An 18,788-nucleotide genomic window follows, 5' to 3' on the forward strand; every position below is an offset into this window, starting at 1 on the left:
CGCTGGCCGCATGGGTGTGAAGGTCAGTGTGATCGTCGTTGTCTGCAATCCGGGTGACACCGCCGACGCGTGCATCCGCTCCGCGCTGGAGCAGACGATGCCGGCGGACGACTACGAAGTGATCTTCGTCGACGACGGGTCGACCGACGGCATCGGCGAGCGGCTGGACACCATCGCCTCGGCCCGGCCCAACGTGCGCGCGCTGCACCTGCCGCACACGGGCACGCCGATGCGCGGCCGCAACGTCGGCCTGGCCGCCGCCGCCGGCGACTACGTCTACTTCCTCGACCAGGGCGACCGCCTCGAACGTGACGCGATCGAGCGCATGCACGACCGGGCGATCGAGACCGACGCCGACGTGCTGATCGGCCGGCTCGTCCGCGACTACGGGCCGCCGACGACCGCGTTCGGGCGCAGCACGGCCCGTGCCGACGTCCTGCGCGACAAGCTGCTCACGCTGCTGGTGCCGCAGCAGCTCTACCGGCGCGCCTTCCTGGAGCAGCACGAGCTGGGTTTCCCCGTGCCCGGCGGGCTGATGGGGGAGCAGGCGTTCGTGATGCGGGCGTACCTGCACGCCAAGGTCATCGCCGTGCTGGCCGAGCACGTCTGCTGCCACCTCGGCCCGCGGCCCGTCGCGGAGGACGAGCCGCGCACGATCGTCAAGGAGCTGAACGCGCTGCTCGACGACATCGACGTCTACGTCGGCGAGGGCCGCCGGCGCGACCGCATGTACGCCCACTGGCTGCGCTCCGTCGTCCTGCGCTCTCTGCTGACCAGCAGGTTCGCCGACTCGTCCGTCGACCGCGGCATGCACTTCCGGATGGTCCAGGAGCTGGTCTTCCAGCGGTTCCCCGAGCGGCTCGACGCCCACCTGCCCGTGCAGATGCGTGTGGTGGCCGCGTACGTGCGCACGGGACGCCTGGACCAGATCGTGCTCCTCGCCAACTCCACCAGGCGCGCGGGCCTGCGCTCCGACCTGACCGAGGTGCGCTGGGACGCCCACGTCCTCGTGCTCGGGCTGACCGTGGAGGTCCACGGCAGCGACGGCACACCCGACAGGTACCGCACCGACGGCGACCGCCTGCACTGGATCCCGCCGCGCTCCATCGACACCAGGCGCCTGCCGGAGAGCGTCACCGACGTCACCGACGCGGTCGAGCGGGCACGCATCGAGGTCTACGTCCGCCACACCGACACGGGGCTCGTGCACTTCCTGCCGCTGACCCAGCACGTGGAACGCATCCAGGACGGCCGCCGCCGCTTCCGCGTGCAGATCAAGGGGGAGGTCAGGCTCGACGTCACCAGCGCCGCGCTGGGCGAGCCGCTCAGGCCGGGGCAGTGGGAGGTGCACGTACGCATGTTCGGCGGCGCCAACCAGGCCAGGAGCCGCGTCGGCTGCGCCAAGGGGCCGCTCAACTGCCTGGGCGTGCTGGCCCAGCGGCCCAGGATGCGGCTCGTGGTGCCCTGCTGGACCGACCAGGGCGAGTTGGGCCTGGTCGTCGAGCCGCGCTCGTTCTCCGAGTCGATCGCGCTCGTGTCGCCGGGCGTGACGGTCAAGCACCTCGACGGCCACCTGTACGTCGTGCTGCCGGTCCCGTACGTGCCGCCGAGCGGAGGGCCACCGCTGGAGCTGGTGTTGCGCAGCAGCGGCCGGCGCGCCCGCGAGGTGAGCGCACCCGCGCTGGTCGAGGCCGGCGTGCCCGGCATGATCGCCGGGCAGCTCGTGGCCAAGGTGCCGGTCAAGCGTGTCATGCCGGAGGAGGACCACTTCGGCCCCGGCACCTGGCTGTCCTCGCTGCGCTCCTCGGACGGCGAGTACGGGCTCAGGTTCGCGCTGGAGATGCGCAGGGGCCGGGTCGAGGTGCGCCCGGCCGCCGCGGCCGACCCCGAACGCAGATCGCCCATGGGCCGCGACACCCTGCTGCACCGGATCGGCCGGCGGCTGCCCGGCGCGCGCCACCTGGTGCGGCTGGCGCGCGCGGGCGGGCACCGGTACCTCAAGGAGTGAGCCTGTCCTGCGGCCTGCGCTCGGCCAGGTCGCCGCCCCGGGTCTCGCGGGCCGCGTATGACGAAGTGGATCGCCGAGGCGATCAGCACCGCGCCGCCCCACCCACCGCCGAGCGTGAACCCCTGCACCAGCGGCAGCCCCGTCAGCAGCAGCGCCGCGGCGGGCCCGAGCGTCTCGTACGTCGGCAGGCAGCCGATCAGGAAGGTCGCCGTGCCCGTCCTCAGCAGGCTGACGACCTGCAGGGTCTTGCGGCCGAGCCGGTCGCCGAAGTGGCCGAAGACGAGGCCGCCGAACGGGCGGGCGACGAACCCGACGGCGTAGGTGAGGAACGCCAGCAGCGTGCCGGTCAAGGCTCGCGGCGACGGCCTTCTTGATGGATGTGGCCATGCCGGTCACGGCAGGGAGTGACCGGCGTCACTCATATGGCGTCGGCGTCCACAGTCTGCGGGGCCGATGTGTGGCCGAGCCGGTGCAAACGCAGCGCGAGCTGGATCTCGAGCGCGCGTTCCGGCGTCAGCCAGCCCTCGCCGAGCAGCCTGCCGACCCGGTCGAGCCGCTGCGTGACGGTGTTGACGTGGATGTGCATGGCCTCGGCCGTACGCGACGGCGACCCGCCCGAGCCGAAGTAGGCGGCCAGCGTGGCGGTGAGCGCGGTGCCCCTGCGGGCGTCGTACTCGATCACCGGGCCGAGCGTCGCGCGCACGAAACCGCGGACGTCGCGGCCGTCGCCGACGAGCAGGCCGACGAACCCCAGCTCGGCCGCGCTCGCGCCCTCGCCCGCCCGGCCCAGCGCGAGGAGCGCCTCCGCGCACCGCCGCGCCTCCAGGTAGGCCCTGGCGACGTGCTGCGGCCCGGCCGGAGGCCCTCCCTCGCCGGGCAGCCCGGACGCGCCCGCCGTGGCCGGGCCGTGCAGGGACGCGCTCAGCTCGGCGGCCACCCGCTGCGCGCTGCCGCCCGCGTCGTCGCCCGGCAGCAGCAGCACGACCTCCTCGCCCCGCCCCGCGGCCAGCCCGTGCCACATCGTGGCCTGCGACGACGCCCAGAACGCCGCCCGCTCGCGCTGCCCCGCGTGCTTGACCACCACGACGACGTGCGGCGCGCTCAGATCGACGCCGAGCCGGCGCGCCCGGTCGGCCAGGCCGGGGGAGCCGGGCCGCGCGATCAGGTCGTCGAGCAGCTCGCCCCTGACCCGCCCCTCGGCCTCGGCCACGCTCCTGCGGAACAGCAGCAGCAGCGCGCACACCAGCGCCGCCCGCTCCAGGATGCGCTCGTCGGCGTCGTCGCTGCGCAGGACCAGCGTGCACAGCTGCTCTCCGCCGACGTCCACCGACGCGATCAGCAGGTCGCCCCTCCGCACGGTACGGCCCAGCGCCCTGGAGGCCTGCGCCGCCTCGAACACCTCCTGGTCCAGCTTCCCGACGTCACCCGTGAGCGCCCTGCCCAGGTCGTCCAGCACCGCCAGCGACCCCCCGAGCACGTCGGTCACCACCGCCGCGACGTTCTCGATCCCGCCGCCGCGCAACACGAGCGAGGTCATCCTGTCGTGCGCCAGCGCGGCCCGCTCCACGGCGTCACCGTGCGCCCTCGCCGTTCTGTGGGCGTGGGAGAGCTCCTCCAGGGCGTTCCTCGTCTCCTGCAGCAGCCTGGCGTTGTCGATCGCGACCGCCGCGTGCGCCGCCAGGCTGGCCAGCAGCGACACCTCCTCCTGGTGGAACGGCCGCGCGCTGCGGTTGGCCGCCATCAGCACGCCGATCACCCGCTGGCCCAGCCGCAGCGGCACGCCCAGGATCGCGACCAAACCCTCCTCAGTGACGGCATCGTCGATGTCGTCCTTGTGACGGAACCTCGCATCGGCGAAATAGTCGGCCGTCGCGTACGGCACCGCCGTCTGCGCCACCAGGCCGCCCAGCCCCGCCCCCATGGCCAGCCGCAACGCCCGGAACTTCGCCGAGATCGACCCGTCGGTGACCCGCATGTACGTGTCGCCCCGCTCGGGGTCGTGCAGCGTCATGTACGCGATGTCGGTGGCCAGCAGCTGCCTGGCCCGGTGCACGATGGCCTCCAGCACGGCGTCGAGGTCGCGCAGCGCCGCCAGGTCGCCGGCCGTGTCGTACAGCGCCGACAGCTCGGCCTCGCGCCTCGCCCGCCGCTTGAGCAGGTCGCGCACCTTGAGCGCCTCGACCTTGGCCTGTTCGAGCTCCTCGATCGCGGCCGGGTCGGCGCCGGCGGCCCTCGCCGCGATGATCGGCCCCTCGAACTCGACCGCCGACGCCTCCCTGGCCAGCAGTTCGAGGAACCTGGCGGCGGTCACCGCGCCGTCCAGCCGCCGTCCACGGGGAGCGACACTCCGGTGACGAACGCGCCGCCCGGCCCGCACAGGTAGGCGACCAGCTCGGCCACCTCCTCGGGCTCGATCAGCCGCTTGATCGCGGCCGGCTCCAGCATGATGCCCCTCACCACCTCGTCGGGCGCGATGCCGTGCACCCTCGCCTGGTCGGCGATCTGCGCCTCGACCAGCCCGGTGCGCACGTACGCGGGGCAGACGCACGTCGAGGTCACCCCGTGGGGCGCCCCTTCCAGCGCGACCACCTTGGAGAACCCCTCCAGCCCGTGCTTGGCCGCGGTGTACGCCGACTTGTACGGGGAGGCGCGCAGCCCGTGGACCGACGAGATGTTCACGAACCGGCCCCAGCCCTTGGCGTACATGCCGGGCAGCACCTTGCGCGCGATGAGGAACGGCGCCTCCACCATGACCCTGAGCATCGAGGAGAACACCTCGGGCGGGAACTCCTCGACCGGCGCTACGTGCTGGAAGCCCGCGTTGTTGACCACGATGTCGACGGGCTCGTCCGGCAGCGCGGCCACGAAACCGGGCTCGCTCAGATCGGCCACGACGGCCACGCCGCCGACCTCGTCCGCCACCTCTGCGGCCGGCTCGGCCCGCAGATCGACGACCAGCACCCTGGCTCCCGCCGCGGCCAGTCGCCGCGCGCAGGCCGCTCCGATGCCGCCGCCCGCGCCCGTCACCAGCGCGGTCCGCCCCGTCAGCTCCTTCGCCATGGCCCCTGACTCTAGGCGGTCGTGGCTCGCCGACGCATATGTGGGAGCGACATAGAAACGTTCCGTCTTATGTGGATGACGTGGTCTGCTACCTTGGGTCGCATGATCGCGTATTCGTTCCTGTGGTGGCCCGCCTCCTAGGCGGACCTTCCAGCGCATACGCACACGGCCGCCTCGACGAGGCGGCCGTCCCCATGTGGCACGCGCCCCCGTCGAGCACTGACGGAAAGGCACGCCCACCTTGACCAGCACCATCACGACCCGCACCGGCTGGCCGCAGCTGCTCACCCTGCTCCTCGACGGTGTGTCGCTCACCACACGCCAGGCCGCCTGGGCCATGGACGAGATCATGTCGGGCGCGGCCACGGACGCGCAGATCGCCGCGTTCGCCGTCGCGCTGCGGGCCAAGGGCGAGAGCGTGGCCGAGGTGTCGGGGCTGGCCGACGGCATGCTGGCCCGATCGGCCGCCATCAGGGTGTCCGGCGACCCCGTCGACCTCGTCGGCACCGGCGGCGACGGCGCCGGCACCGTGAACATTTCCACCATGGCCGCTGTCGTGGCCGCCCCCGGCCGGCGCGAAGGTGGTCAAACACGGAGGCAGGGCCGCCTCGTCGATGTCCGGCGCCGCCGACGTGCTGGAAGAGCTCGGCGTCGTCGTCGACCTGCCGCCCGGAGCCGCGGTCGCCGTCGCGGAGGAGGTGGGGATCACGTTCTGCTTCGCGCCGGCGTTCAACCCGGCGCTGAAACGCACCTCAGGACCGCGCCGCGAGCTGGGCGTGCCGACGGTCTTCAACTTCCTGGCCCCGCTCACCAACCCCGCGCCGCCCGCCGCGCAGGCGGTCGGCGTCTTCCACCCGTCGATGGCGCCGGTCATCGCGGGCGTCCTGGCCGAACGCGGCGGCTCGTCCCTCGTCTTCCGCGGCGACGACGGGCTCGACGAGCTCACCACGTGCGGCCCCTCGACCGTCTGGGTGGTGCGGCGCGGCAGGGTGACGCGGACCGCCTTCGACCCCGTCGACCTGTCGATCCCCAGGGCTCGCCACGACGACCTGCGCGGTGGCGACGCCCGGCACAACGCGGCGGTGGCGCGGGCCGTGCTCGCGGGGAAGCCGGGCCATGTGCGGGAGGTCGTGCTGCTCAACGCGGCCGCCGCCGTGGTGGCCGCGGAGGGGGTGCCGCCGGCCCACGAGCTCACCGCCGCGCTGGGCGCGGCGCGCAAGCGGGCCGCCGACGCCGTCGACTCCGGCGCCGCGGCGGCCCTGCTCACCCGCTGGGCGCAGGCCACGCAGCAGGCGCGGCCGTCCTAGGGACGGGTCATCGACAGCACGTCGAGCGCGGCGTCCAACTGCTCCTCCGTCAGGGTGCCGTCGGCCACGTGGCCGCGCTCGATGACGACCTCGCGGATGGTCTTCCGCTCCTCCAGCGCCTGCTTCGCGATCTTGGCGGCCTCCTCGTAGCCGACGTACCGGTTCAGCGGGGTGACGATCGACGGGGACGACTCGGCGTACTCGCGCAGGCGCTCCACGTTCGCCGTGATGCCGGCCACGCAGCGGTCGGCGAGCAGCCGCGAGACGTTGCCCAGCAGCCTGACGGACTCCAGCACGTTGCGGGCGATGACCGGCAGCTGCACGTTCAGCTCGAAGTTCCCCGACGCGCCCGCGAACGTGATCGCCGCGTCGTTGCCGATGACCTGCGCCGCGACCATGTTCGTGGCCTCGGGAATCACCGGGTTGACCTTGCCTGGCATGATGGACGAGCCCGGCTGCAGATCGGGAAGGTTGACCTCGCCCAGCCCGGCGCGCGGGCCCGACCCCATCCAGCGGAGATCGTTGGCGATCTTGTTCAGCGAGACGGCCACCACCTTGAGCTGCCCCGACAGCTCGACGATCGAGTCCTGCGCGCTCTGGGCCTCGAAATGGTCGCGCGCCTCCGCGAACGGGATGCCGGTCGCCTCGCGCAGCTTCTCGATCGCCGCCTGGGCGAACCCCGACGGTGTGTTGATGCCGGTGCCCACGGCGGTGCCGCCCAGAGGCAGTTCGAGCACGTGCTCCAGCGCCGCGATGACGCGTACGACGCCGTGCTCGATCTGCGTGGCGTACCCGCCGAACTCCTGGCCCAGCGTCACCGGAGTCGCGTCCATCAGATGCGTGCGTCCCGACTTCACCACGCCGCCGAACTCGATCGCCTTCGCCCGCAGCGCCTCCGCCAGGTGCCGCAGCGACGGCAGCAGGTGGTAGGTCACCTCGGTCGCCGCCGCCACGTGGATCGAGGTCGGGAAGACGTCATTGGACGACTGGGAGGCGTTCACGTGGTCGTTCGGATGCACGGGCCGGCCCAGCCGCTCCTCGGCCAGCGTCGCGATCACCTCGTTGGCGTTCATGTTGGACGAGGTGCCCGAGCCGGTCTGGAAGACGTCGATGGGGAAGTGGGCGTCGTGCTCGTTCTCGGCCACGTCGGCGGCGGCCTGCGCGATCGCCTCGGCCATGTCCTTCTCGATCACGCCCAGCTCGCCGTTGACCTCCGCCGCCACGGCCTTGACCAGGGCCAGCGCGGCGATGTGCGACGGCTCGAGCGGCCGCCCGGAAACCGGGAAGTTCTCCACCGCCCGCTGGGTCTGCGCGCGCCACCGTGCTCCCGCCGGCACGCGTACCTCACCCATCGAGTCATGTTCGATCCTGAACTCGCTCATGACTTCAGTCTGACCCACGATCCCGGGCTCGCCCGGAAGCGCCCCCGCTCAGCCGGAGATGAGGGCCACGATCAGGATGGCGATCACCACGGCCGCGGCGGCGGCGACCGCCATGAGCACCAGCATGCCGTTGCGGTTGCCATCCGGCCGCTGCTCCGGCTGGCCGGCGATGGCGAACAGGTCGGTGCCCAGCCCGTCACTCTGCGGCACCGGCTGCTGCTGCGGCGGCGAGCCGGGCTCCTGGTCCGTCGGCGGATAGACCTGCTGGCCCGGTGACCCGCTCTTCGGGATGCGCGTCGTCATGAACGCGCCCTCGTCGCCCTGCGCCTGCGGCGGTCTGCCCCCCTCGGGACTCGCGGGGAAGGGGCCTTTGGGGCGCGAGATGCTGATCGTCCGCTCCGGGTCGAACCCCGCCTCGGGGGAGGCGGTCCCGGACGCGCCCTGTGGTCCGGCGGTGCCCTGCGTGCCGAGCCGCTGCTCACCCTGGGGCGGGCGGCCGATGTTCTGCGGAACGGTGGGTGCGTTCGATCCCCGTACCGGGCCTCCGGCCGTACGCGGCCCAGCCCCCGGACCACCCGCGGCCTGCCCGCCGGGCCCCTGCCCAGGCCCCTGTGCGCCGGGCCCGTGGGGACCGGTTGCCTGACCACCGGCACCGCGCCCTTGCCCTCCAGGCCCGCCACCTCCCGGTCCCTGTCCGCCGGGTCCTTGTCCACCGGGCCCCTGTCCACCGGGTCCCTGTCCACCGGGCCCCTGTCCGCTGGGTCCTCGTCCAGCGGGTCCCTGTGGCCCTGGCCCGTTGCCTGCAGGCCCTTGTGCGCCCGTTCCTTGTGCGCCGCGCCCGTGGGGGCCGGACCCCTGGCCGGCACCGTGCCCGCCGGGACCTTGCGTTCCTTGTCCACCGGGTCCCTGCCCACTGGCACCGTGACCGCCGGGCCCCTGTGCACCCGGTCCTCGCCCTCCGGGTCCCTGTCCTCCGGGTCCCTGTCCTCCGGGCCCCTGTCCGCCCGGCCCACCGCCCGCTCCGGGACGGCCGCCCACGGGATTGGTCGCGCCCTGCCCTGGCGTTCCGGTGCCGCCCGGCGCACGGCCGGGTCCCCCTTGCTGAGGGCCGGGGCCGGCGAAGGCGTTGTGGGGTGTGCCCTGGGCGGGGTCGGCGAAGGCGCCCTGGGGAGGCGGCCCGCCTTGCCCCGCGCCGGATCCGGTGAAGGCGTTGGGACCGGGAACGCCCGGGCCGGCGTGCCCCTGGCTGCCGAACGCCCCGGACGGCGCCGCAGCGCCCTGCCCCTGCCTCTGCACCCCGGGACCCTGTCCTTGCCCTCCGGGACCCTGGCCGGGGCCTCCAGGACCCTGTCCGGGGCCGCCAGGGCCGTGCGGCCCTCGCGGTCCGCCGGACGCGCGTCCGGGCGCCCCGCCGCCCTGTCCGGGCCGGCCGGAGCCGGGATTCTGGTCGGCCGGGCCGGAGGCCTGGTCGGCGGGGGTTTTGTGGGCGGTGAACGGATCGGGCAAAGCGGCCTCCTGCGCCATAAGAGCCTCGGCCGTGACCACCGGCATCTCGCTCGTGGGGGTGTCGGCGACCATGCGCAGCAGGGTCTCCGCCTTGGCAGCGCCGAGACGCTGCCGGTAGTCCTTGTTCAGCAGCCCGTTAAGCACGGGACGGAGCTGTCCCGCCTGCGTGGGCGGGTCGGCGCTCTCGGTGAGCAGCGCCGCGAGGGTCTCGGCGACGGTGGACCGTTCGTAGGCCGGCCGCCCCTCGACCGCGAAGTAGAGTGTGGCCCCGAGCGACCAGATGTCGGATTCGGGACCGGTGTAGTCGCCCCGGGCACGTTCCGGGGCGGTGTAGCCGGGGGAGCCGATCACCATGCCCGTTTTCGTGAGCCGGGAGTCGCCCTCGGCCTTGGCGATGCCGAAGTCGGTCAGCACCACGCGCCCGCTCTCGGTGATGAGCACGTTGGCGGGCTTGACGTCTCGGTGGGTGATGCCCTGGGCGTGCGCGGCACGCAGCGCGCCGAGCAGGTCGACGCCGATCTCCGCCACGAGCCGGGGCGGCAGCGGACCCTCCTCGCCGATCACCTGCTCCAGCGAGCGGGCCTCGATGAGCTCCATGATGATCCACGGGCTGTCGTCGTGGATGATCACGTCGTGGATCGAGGCCACGGAGGGGTGGTTGATCCGGGAGGCGATGCGGCCCTCGCGGACCATGCGTTCGCGCAGCTCGGTCCGTTGTTCCTCGGTGAGAACCGGGTCCTGGCGGATCTCCTTGACCGCCACCTCGCGCCCCAGCGCGCGGTCGCGTGCGCGCCACACGGTGCCCATGGTGCCCCGGCCGAGCGGGGTGACGAGCTCGTAGCGCTCCGCGAGCAGGCGTGTCTGCTGTTCCGGCATGAGAAGAAGATATCGATTCTCGCTTGGGAAGTGCTTTACCCTCGCTTGCGAAGTTCTCTTGGCCAGAACCGCCGAGGAAGGAACAACTTTATCACCGCAGCTTTCAAACGGGCATAAGCCGACGGCGACGGGCGCGCTTCCACGCGCTTCCTGTGCACCCCCTCACCGGCTTTACGTTCCTGCCTCGGCGGGGGCACGGTGACGGTCTGGGTCTCGGCCCTGTGCAGCCCGCGATGCGCGGGCCTGCGTGTGAAAGACGGCGGCGTGAGGGTGGGCATCGGGCGCGCGGACTTGGGCTTGCGCGGGGTCAGCGGCTCCTCCGCCGAGCCTCCCGCGGCCACCCTGGCCAGCATCAGCGAGGCGCGTACGGAGTCGAGCCTGGTCTGCGGGTCGATCCGCAGCAGCGCGTCGAGCACGGGGGCCAGCGGGCCCGCCTTGCTCATCGGGATGGGCTCGCCGCTCGTGAGCGCCGCGAGAGCGGCGGCGGCCGTGCGGCGACCGTGCAGGCCCCTGCCTTCGACGGCGGTGTAGAGGGTGGCTCCGAGGGACCACAGATCCCCCGCGGGGCTGGCCTTGGAGCCCAGCACCCGCTCCGGCGCGATGTAACCGGCGGACCCCAGCACGATGCCCGCCTGGGTGATGGAAACGTCACCTTCGAGTGCGGCCAGGCCGAAGTCGGTGAGCACCGCGCGGTCCTCGGTCACGAGCACGTTGCTCGGCTTGACGTCGCGGTGCAGGATGCCCTTGGCGTGCACCGCGCGCAGCGCGCCCAGGATCTGCCGGCCGATCTCGGCGGCCCTGCGCGGAGGGAGCGGCCCGTGGTCCTGGATGAGCTGCTCCAGAGACCTGGCCCGGAGCAGCTCCATCACGATCCATGGCCGGTCGTCCTCGGTGACCACGTCGAACACGGTGATGACGGAGGGGTGCGTGACCATGGCGGTCGCTCTGCCCTCGCGCTCGGTGCGGGCGCACAACTCGGCGCGCAACTCCTCGTCGAGCACGGTGGGCAGGCGTACTTCCTTGACCGCCACGTCGCGGTCGAGCAGCTCGTCATGTGCCCGCCAAACGGTGCCCATGCCGCCACGACCAACCGGCTCCAGGAGCCGGTAGCGCGCGGCGAGTAGGTAACCGGAAGGCGCACGCATGCCTGGCAGCTTACCTATTTGTGTAAACCGACCAGTAGAGGCGTGGCCGATAAAATGTTGCGAAGTTAAGTCAACTCGCCTGACTCGTCACGTCAGCAAACCTCGCGGCCACATCGTCCCAGTTGATGAGGCCCCACAGTTTCTCGACGTAGTCGGGTCGCACGTTCCGATACTGAAGATAGTACGCATGCTCCCAGGCGTCGAACACGAGCAGCGGTGTGGTGTTCATCCCCACGTTGCCGTGATGGTCGTAGACCTGCTCGACGACGAGCCTGCGGCCGGTCGGCTCCCAGGCCAGCACGCCCCAGCCGGACCCCTGCACCGTCGAGGTGGCTGCGGTGAGCTGCTTCTGGAACGCCTCGAACGTGCCGAAGTGCTGGTCGATGGCGTCCCTGAGAGCTCCGTCCGGGCGGTCGCCGCCGTCGGGTGACAGGTTCTGCCAGAAGATCGAGTGCAGGACGTGCCCGGACAGGTTGAAGGCGAACGTCTTCTCCAGGCCCACGAGGTTGGAGAACTCGGCCGTGTCACGGGCCTCCGCGAGGCGTTCGAGGGTGTCGTTGGCGCCCTTGACGTACGCGGCGTGGTGCTTGGCGTGGTGCAGCTCCAGGATCTCGCCGGTGATGGCGGGCTCGAGCGCGGCGTAGTCGTAGGGCATGTCGGGAAGGGTGTAGTCCCCCATGAGTGTCCTCCTTCTGGATCTCTGGGCACGACACTATTGCAACTCATTCGCAGTTGCATCAGACTTGCGACCTAGGTCCTCGGCAGTGTGCGAGGTCAGGTTGGTCCAGCGGGCGCGGGCGGCGGTCAGCCGCCCGCGCCCGCGTCTCCGCCCGGCTTTCTGGAGCGCGTTCACGCAGCTCGCGGGGCATTTTGTGTCCGCCGGCACACTTTCACCGCCGTGCCGCGTCAATGATGAATGGAAGGCCGTTTCCGGCGCTCGACAAGCGCGCTTACCGGGGCCTAGGGGGCTTCGTCAGCGGGTTGTAAGGGTGCCGTAAGCGGTTGGGGGCATGGTAAAGCCATGAGGGAGGGACAAGTCCTGGGCCACCGGAAATGTCGGTGCCGAGCGCCAGACTGGGGGCACAGGCCGAAGTCCTCCACCGATGTCCGATCGCAGAAGGACGTGATGAAGATGCGCCAGACCCAGGTTCGCCGCCGGCCGAAGAAGCCGGCCAGAGCCGGACTGGACCTTCGCACGCCGTCGGGGCGCCTGCTGCCCTACTGAACCACGACCAGGAGCGCTATCTGAGAGGTGCGCGATGTGCAGTCACCACCCCGTTTGCCCCAGTGCCGACTCGCCCGACCGTGAGGCGTCGCACGTGATCGCTTCCCACCCTGACCAGGGGTGGAGCCTGCTCTGCAACGGCGTCGTGCTGTTCGACGACACCGGCCTGCTGCTGCCCGACGGCACCGTCGTGGCGCCGCACCGGTCACCGGTGGCCGCGTGACCGCCCACCTCCGGCCGGAGCCGAGGCGCCGGGCGCCCGCCGGCGCCTGATCCCGGCTCCTCAACCCCCCGGCCGCCCGCCGCGGCGGCCACCGTGAGCATCCGCCCGGTGATGGCCCCCGCGCCGGCGTCACCCCCGCCGTCAGCGGCGGCCGATCGACAGGACCGGGCCTGTCGTGTCGGTGAAGAAGTCCTCGCCCTTGTCGTCCACGACGATGAACGCGGGGAAGTCCTCCACCTCGATCTTCCACACGGCTTCCATCCCGAGCTCGGGATATTCGAGCAACTCGACCTTCTTGATGCAGTCCTGGGCCAGCCTGGCCGCGGGGCCGCCGATGGAGCCGAGGTAGAAGCCGCCGTGCTGCTTGCACGCCTCGGTGACCTGCTTGGACCGGTTGCCCTTGGCCAGCATCACCATCGACCCGCCCGCCGCCTGGAAACGCCCGACGTACGAGTCCATGCGCCCGGCCGTCGTCGGTCCGAACGAACCGGAGGCGTAACCGTCGGGGGTCTTGGCGGGCCCGGCGTAGTAGACGGCGTGGTTCTTGAGGTAGTCGGGCATCTCGCCGCCGTTGTCGAGCAGTTCGGCGATCTTGGCGTGGGCGATGTCGCGGGCGACCACGAGCGGCCCGGTGAGGGAGAGTCGCGTCTTGACCGGATATTTCGTCAGCTGGGCGAGGACTTCGGGCATGGGGCGGTTGAGATCGACCTGCACCACGTCGTCCGAGAGGTGCTCGTCCGTGGTGTCCGGCAGGAACCGCGCCGGGTCGGTCTCCAACTGCTCCAGGTACACGCCCTCCGGCGTGATCTTGGCCAGCGCCTGCCGGTCGGCGGAGCAGGACACGGCGATGGCCACGGGGCAGGAGGCGCCGTGCCGGGGCAGGCGGATGACGCGTACGTCGTGGCAGAAGTATTTGCCGCCGAACTGCGCTCCGATGCCCAGCTTCTGGGTGAGCTCGAAGACCTTGGCCTCCATCTCGAGGTCCCGGAAACCGTGCCCGGACGGCGAACCCTCCGTGGGGATCGAGTCGAGGTAGCGGGCGCTGGCGTACTTGGCGGTCTTGAGCGCGTATTCGGCGGAGGTGCCGCCGACGACGATCGCCAGGTGGTACGGAGGGCAGGCCGCCGTGCCCAGCGAGCGGATCTTCTCCTCCAGGAAGGCCAGCATGCGCTTCTCGTTGAGCACGGCCTTGGTCTCCTGGTAGAGGAACGACTTGTTGGCCGAACCGCCGCCCTTGGCCATGAACAGCAGTTTGTACTCGTCGGGATGGCCGTGGGGGTCCTCGGCGTACAGCTCGATCTGGGCGGGCAGGTTGTCGCCCGTGTTCTTCTCCTCCCACATGGTCAAGGGGGCCATCTGGGAGTAACGCAGGTGGAGCCGGGTGTAGGCGTCGTAGACGCCGCGCGAGACGTGCTCGGCGTCGCGCCCGTCGGTCAGCACGTGGCGGCCGCGCTTGCCCATGACGATCGCGGTGCCGGTGTCCTGGCACATGGGGAGCACGCCGCCGGCCGAGATGGAGGCGTTCTTCAACAGGTCGAGGGCGACGAAGCGGTCGTTGCCGCTCGACTCGGGATCATCGACGATCTTGCGGAGCTGGGCGAGGTGCGAGGCCCGCAGGTAGTGGGAGATGTCGTGGATCGCCGTCTCGGTCAGCAGCCGCAGCGCCTCCGGCTCGACCTCGAGGAACGTACGCCCGGCCGCTTCGACCTTCCGCACCCCCTCCGTGGTGATCAGCCGATATTCGGTCTCATCGGCTCCCAGCGGCAGCAGGTCGGTGTAGTCGAACTCGCCCATGTCCATCCTTTCGGTCACCCAAGAGGTTAACGGGTGACGCGGGCCTCACGCCTCGGAGACGGCCGCCTGCGCTCTCGCACGGGACCGGCCCGCGGTGAGGCCGAGCGTGATGCCGGCGATGACCAGCCCGGCCCCGAGCAGGTCGTACGCCGTCGGCATGGCGATCCCGAGCACCGCCCCCGTGACGATCGCGCCGACCGGGATGAGACCGGCGAACAGCCCGGCCAGCCCGGGGCCGAGCCGGGGCAGGGCGGAGTACCAGAGGAAGAAGGCGCCGACGGTCACGACGATCGCCAGGTAGGCCAGCCCCAGTCCTTCCGCCACGGTCGGCGTACGCACCATGCCCGGCCCTTCGTAGGCCAGTCCGACCAACGCCAGCATGGGCACCGCGAGCGCCGTCGAGTAGGCCGACACCCTGATCGCGCCCAGCTTCGGCAGCAGGGGGATGGCCAGCAGGGAGAAGCAGATCTCGCCCACGAGCGCGCCGAGCGCCCAGAGCAGGCCGGGCAGGTTGCCGCTGCCGAGGCCGGTGGCCAGCGTCGCCCCTGCCACCACCACGCACGCGCCGATGAGCACGCGGGGCGCGGGCCGCCCGCCTGCCAGCGCGAGCCAGAGCGGCACGGTGCCGAGGATGGTGCCGACCAGCGCGGGCCCCGACGCGTTGGTGGACTCGATCACGCAGACGTTGAAGATGACCAGGCCGAGCAGGGTGAGCCCGGCCAGGCACAGGCACTCGCGCGGCGTCAGCCGGACGAAGCGCAGGCCGAGCACCCGCGTGATGACGAGCAGGATGACGGCGGCCGCGAGGTAGCGCACGGCCTGCCCGCCGTAGATGGGGTAGTCGCCGATGAGCCCCGAGACGCCCGCCAGCGTCCCGAGCAGGAACATGGCGGAGGCCGCGCGGACGATTCCGTGTCTCATGGGCGGGATGCTAGGAGCAGAATGGTTCGGGGAAACAGTCCAATGTCCCGCCGGATGACAGGACCAATATGGCCGACCTCCACATCCAGCTCGATCGGGGTCAAGGCGCGGTCGCCGGTCAGATCGCCTCCGAGTTGCGCGACGCCATCCGGAGCGGCCGGCTCGCCGCCGGCACCCGCCTGCCCGCGACCCGCGACCTCGCCGCCGACCTCCAGGTCTCCAGGGGCGTGGTGGTGGAGGCGTACGAGCAGCTCGTCGCCGAGGGGTTCCTGGTCTCCAGGGTGGGCGTCGGCACCCAGGTCACCCCGGTGCCGGCCGCCGGAGCAGCACCCAGGCAGCGTGCGGCGACGCCGGCCCGGCCCGCCTCGGACACCCCCGCGCCGTACTACGGTCATCGCCCCACCTCTCCCGACCTGAGCCACTTCCCGCGTGAACGCTGGCTCGCGGCCGTCAGGCACGTCATGGCCACCGTACCCTCGGACGCCCTCGACTACGGGGACCCTGGCGGCGTGCCTGAGCTGCGGGAAGAGCTGGCCGGCTACCTCAGGAGGGTCAGGGCGGCGGACGCGCGCCCGGAGAACCTCATCATCGTGGGCGGCGTCGCGCAGGGGCTGAGCCTCGTGCTCCACGTGCTGTCCCGGCAGCGCCCCATCCGGCTGTCCGTGGAGGACCCGACGAGCCACCGCCAGGCCCCCCTGCTCAGGAGGGCGGGCGCGCGGCTGGTACCGGTGCCCGTGGACGAGGAGGGCCTCGACGTGCGGAGGCTGAGCGGCGACGCGGTGCTGGTGACCCCGGCCCACCAGTTCCCGACCGGCGTGGTGCTCTCGCCGTCCCGCAGGGCCGCGCTGATGGAGTGGGCGCACGTGGGCGACCGGGTGATCCTGGAGGACGACTACGACGCGGAGTTCCGTTTCGACCGTGACCCCGTCGGCTGCCTTCAGGGCCTGGCGCCCGACCGGGTGGTCCTGTCGGGCAGCGTCAGCAAGGCGCTCGCGCCGGGCCTGCGCCTGGGCTGGGTGGCCGCGCCGCCCGACCTGGCCGAGGACGTGCGCAGGGCGCGGGGTGAGCTCGACCTGGGCTCGCCGGTGATCGAGCAGTACGCGCTGGCGCACTTCCTGCGCACCGGCGGCTACGACAAGCACCTGCGCCGCATGCGCAGGGAATATCGCCGCCGCAGGGACGCCCTCGTCAGGGCGCTGGCCGCCGAGCTTCCCGAGATCAGCGTCAAGGGCATCGACGCGGGTCTGCACGTCTACCTGGAGCTGCCGGGCGGCTGGGACGAGCCGCGGACGGCACGGGTGGCGCGGGAGCTGGGGCTGGCCGCGGAGCCGGTGGGGCCGATGCGCGAGACGCCGGGCGAGCCCGCGGTCGCGGTGGGGTTCGCACGGTTGCCGGTTCACAAGGCGGCCGAGGCAGTCCGAGGCTTAAAAGTAAGAATGTCAGGACATGCTATGGACTAAGGAATTCATATCCGCCAGGGGCGCAGGCCCCGGCGGGGACGGGAGACGTTCATGCGTGTGGGACTGCTGGGCCTGGGCCGGATCGGGGCCTTCCACGCCGCGACCATCGCCGCCCATCCGCTGGTGGACGAGCTGATCGTGGCCGACCCCGTGCGGACGTCCCCGTACGGCTGGCCTGGAGACCCGTTCGAGTCGGACGCCGTGGTCATCGCCACCCCCACCACCACCCACGCCGAACTCATCGTCAAAGCCTGCGCGCTCGGCATCCCCGCCCTCTGCGAGAAGCCGGTCGCGGGCACCGTGGACGAGACCGTCAAGGTGCTGGAGGCCCGCGCGGGCAACCGGGTGCACGTCGGGTTCCAGCGCCGCTTCGACCCCGGGTACGCCGCCGCGGCGCGGGCCGTACGGGACGGCGAGCTGGGCGAGCTGCACCGGGTCCACCTGATCACGGCCGATCCCGCCCCGCCGCCGGCCGCGTACATCCCGCAGTCGGGCGGCATCTTCCGCGACTGCCACGTCCACGACTTCGACGTCCTGCGCTGGGTGACCGGCCGCGAGGTCGTCTCCGTCCACGCGCTGGGCGCCAACCGCGGCGCCGCGTTCTTCGCCGAGGCGGGCGACGTGGACACCAGCGCCGCGCTGCTCACGCTCGACGACGGCACGCTGGCCACCCTGCAGGGCTCGCGCTACAACGGCGGCGGGTACGACGTGCGCATGGAACTCGCGGGCACGCGCCGCACCCAGGCGGTCGGGCTCGGCCCGCGCGCCCCGCTCCACACGACCGAGGGCCTGCCGGAACCGGACGATCCGTGGCCCGACTTCGTGACCCGGTTCTCGACCGCGTACCGCGACGAGATCGACTGTTTCCTCCGCGACGGACGGGGACTCTGCTCGATCGAGGACGCGTTGGAGGCGCTGTACGTGGCCGAGGCCGCCGACCTGTCGCTGCGCGAGAGCCGTACCGTCGAGGTGGCGGAGGTGCGGCGATGAGGCTCGCGGGAGCCCCCATCTCGTGGGGCGTGTGCGAGGTCCCCGGCTGGGGCCACCAGCTGCCACCGGAGCGCGTGTTGTCCGAGATGCGTGAGCTCGGGCTGACCGCGACCGAGCTGGGCCCGCAGGGCTACCTGACGCCCGGCCTCATCGAGCGGTACGGCCTGGGCCTCGCGGGCGCCTTCGTGCCCGTCGTGCTCCACGACCCCGGCCACGACCCCTTGCGGGACCTGCCGGGAGACGGGCTGCTCGTGCTGGCCGCCGCCACCGGCGACGACGGCTACGACTCCCGTCCCGAGCTCGACGCAGCAGGCTGGGCCACTCTGCTGGGCAACCTCGACAGGATCGCCGCCGAGCTCGGCCCCCGGGCGGTGCTGCACCCGCACGTGGGCACCATGGTCGAGACCCGGGCCGAGGTCGAGCGGGTGCTGGAGGGCAGCTCGATGCCGCTCTGCCTGGACACCGGCCACCTGCTGGTCGGCGGCACCGACCCGGTCGCGCTGGTCGAGCAGGCCGCGACGCGGATCGCCCACGTGCATCTCAAGGACGTCGAAGCCCACCTCGCCGCGCGGGTCACCGCCGGGACGCTGGCCTACACGCGGGCGGTGCGCGAGGGCCTCTACCGCCCGCTCGGCGAGGGCGACGTGGACATCGCCGCCATTGTCACCGGGCTGGCGAGGAGCGGCTACGACGGCTGGTACGTCATGGAGCAGGACGTCATCCTGTCCGGCCCGGGCGAGCGGCCGGTCGAGGACGTGCGGCGCAGCCTCGCCTACCTCGACGGGGTGCTGGGCGCGGGCTGAGCGGCGCGGCTCCTGGGCTCGAAGCCGGGCGCGAGCGCGACGATCGCGGCGGCCAGCACCAGTGGCGCGGCGGACCCCACCCGCATGT

At 72.2% G+C, this 18,788-nt stretch carries 13 protein-coding genes and 2 pseudogenes; 6 read left to right on the plus strand and 9 right to left on the minus strand.

Going from position 1 to position 18,788, the window contains the following annotated elements; genetic code table 11:
• The first annotated feature begins 10 nt into the window (after positions 1-10).
• Positions 11-2,008: a glycosyltransferase family A protein gene (locus tag E1267_RS01665; protein WP_132328918.1), complete on the plus strand. Its 1,998-nt coding sequence runs from the start codon at positions 11-13 to the stop codon at positions 2,006-2,008.
• On the opposite strand, the pseudogene E1267_RS47765 reads toward E1267_RS01665, so the two are convergent.
• The 3 genes and pseudogenes from E1267_RS47765 to E1267_RS01680 form a co-directional block, all read right to left on the minus strand.
• A pseudogene (locus tag E1267_RS47765) lies at positions 1,982-2,373 on the minus strand (MFS transporter); the annotation flags it as partial. The gene E1267_RS01665 and the pseudogene E1267_RS47765 overlap by 27 nt on opposite strands.
• 53 nt (positions 2,374-2,426) lie before the next feature.
• A complete protein-coding gene (locus E1267_RS01675; RefSeq protein WP_246063333.1) occupies positions 2,427-4,319 on the minus strand; it encodes a helix-turn-helix domain-containing protein in 1,893 nt (630 codons plus the stop codon).
• Positions 4,316-5,068 (minus strand): 3-hydroxybutyrate dehydrogenase, encoded by a 753-nt coding sequence (locus E1267_RS01680; RefSeq protein WP_132328920.1) that lies wholly within the window; start codon positions 5,066-5,068, stop codon positions 4,316-4,318. The genes E1267_RS01675 and E1267_RS01680 overlap by 4 nt, the downstream gene beginning before the upstream one ends.
• Before the next feature lie 253 nt (positions 5,069-5,321).
• Here E1267_RS01680 and trpD point away from each other — a divergent pair.
• Positions 5,322-6,375, plus strand: a pseudogene (gene trpD / locus E1267_RS01685) (anthranilate phosphoribosyltransferase).
• Here the strand turns inward: trpD and E1267_RS01690 are convergent.
• From E1267_RS01690 to E1267_RS01705, 4 genes are all read right to left on the minus strand, one after another.
• Positions 6,372-7,757 (minus strand): class II fumarate hydratase, encoded by a 1,386-nt coding sequence (locus E1267_RS01690; protein ID WP_132328922.1) that lies wholly within the window; start codon positions 7,755-7,757, stop codon positions 6,372-6,374. The pseudogene trpD and the gene E1267_RS01690 overlap by 4 nt on opposite strands.
• A 48-nt stretch (positions 7,758-7,805) precedes the next feature.
• A complete protein-coding gene (locus E1267_RS47075) occupies positions 7,806-10,139 on the minus strand; it encodes a serine/threonine-protein kinase (RefSeq protein ID WP_132328924.1) in 2,334 nt (777 codons plus the stop codon).
• 35 nt (positions 10,140-10,174) lie between these two features.
• Complete coding sequence (locus E1267_RS01700) at positions 10,175-11,284, minus strand: serine/threonine-protein kinase (RefSeq protein WP_132328926.1); 1,110 nt, start codon at positions 11,282-11,284, stop codon at positions 10,175-10,177.
• A 70-nt stretch (positions 11,285-11,354) separates the two neighbouring features.
• Entirely contained in the window at positions 11,355-11,963 is a 609-nt protein-coding gene (locus E1267_RS01705) for a superoxide dismutase (protein WP_132328928.1), read from the minus strand.
• A 580-nt stretch (positions 11,964-12,543) separates the two neighbouring features.
• Between E1267_RS01705 and E1267_RS01710 the strand changes: the two genes are divergently transcribed.
• Positions 12,544-12,732, plus strand: a complete 189-nt coding sequence (locus E1267_RS01710) for a DUF5999 family protein (protein WP_132328930.1) — start codon at positions 12,544-12,546, stop codon at positions 12,730-12,732.
• A 141-nt stretch (positions 12,733-12,873) separates the two neighbouring features.
• Here E1267_RS01710 and E1267_RS01715 read toward each other — a convergent pair whose 3' ends face one another.
• Together E1267_RS01715 and E1267_RS01720 are read right to left on the minus strand one after the other, a co-directional pair.
• The gene (locus E1267_RS01715; protein WP_132328932.1) at positions 12,874-14,526 is read right to left on the minus strand and encodes a fumarate hydratase; all 1,653 of its coding nucleotides are present in this window, start codon (positions 14,524-14,526) and stop codon (positions 12,874-12,876) included.
• 45 nt (positions 14,527-14,571) lie between these two features.
• Entirely contained in the window at positions 14,572-15,447 is an 876-nt protein-coding gene (locus tag E1267_RS01720; protein WP_132328934.1) for a DMT family transporter, read from the minus strand.
• Between the two features lie 68 nt (positions 15,448-15,515).
• Here E1267_RS01720 and pdxR point away from each other — a divergent pair, with 68 nt between their 5' ends.
• From pdxR to E1267_RS01735, 3 genes are read left to right on the plus strand one after another with little or no spacing between them, the layout of a single operon-like run.
• Positions 15,516-16,907, plus strand: a complete 1,392-nt coding sequence (gene pdxR, locus E1267_RS01725; protein ID WP_132328936.1) for a MocR-like pyridoxine biosynthesis transcription factor PdxR — start codon at positions 15,516-15,518, stop codon at positions 16,905-16,907.
• Positions 16,908-16,958: 51 nt separating this feature from the next.
• Complete coding sequence (locus tag E1267_RS01730; RefSeq protein ID WP_132328938.1) at positions 16,959-17,897, plus strand: Gfo/Idh/MocA family protein; 939 nt, start codon at positions 16,959-16,961, stop codon at positions 17,895-17,897.
• Positions 17,894-18,700 (plus strand): TIM barrel protein, encoded by an 807-nt coding sequence (locus E1267_RS01735; RefSeq protein ID WP_132328940.1) that lies wholly within the window; start codon positions 17,894-17,896, stop codon positions 18,698-18,700. The genes E1267_RS01730 and E1267_RS01735 overlap by 4 nt, the downstream gene beginning before the upstream one ends.
• Positions 18,701-18,788 lie beyond the last annotated feature (88 nt).

The sequence above is a fragment of the Nonomuraea longispora genome (assembly GCF_004348345.1).
GTDB classification, from domain to species: Bacteria; Actinomycetota; Actinomycetes; order Streptosporangiales; family Streptosporangiaceae; genus Nonomuraea; species Nonomuraea longispora.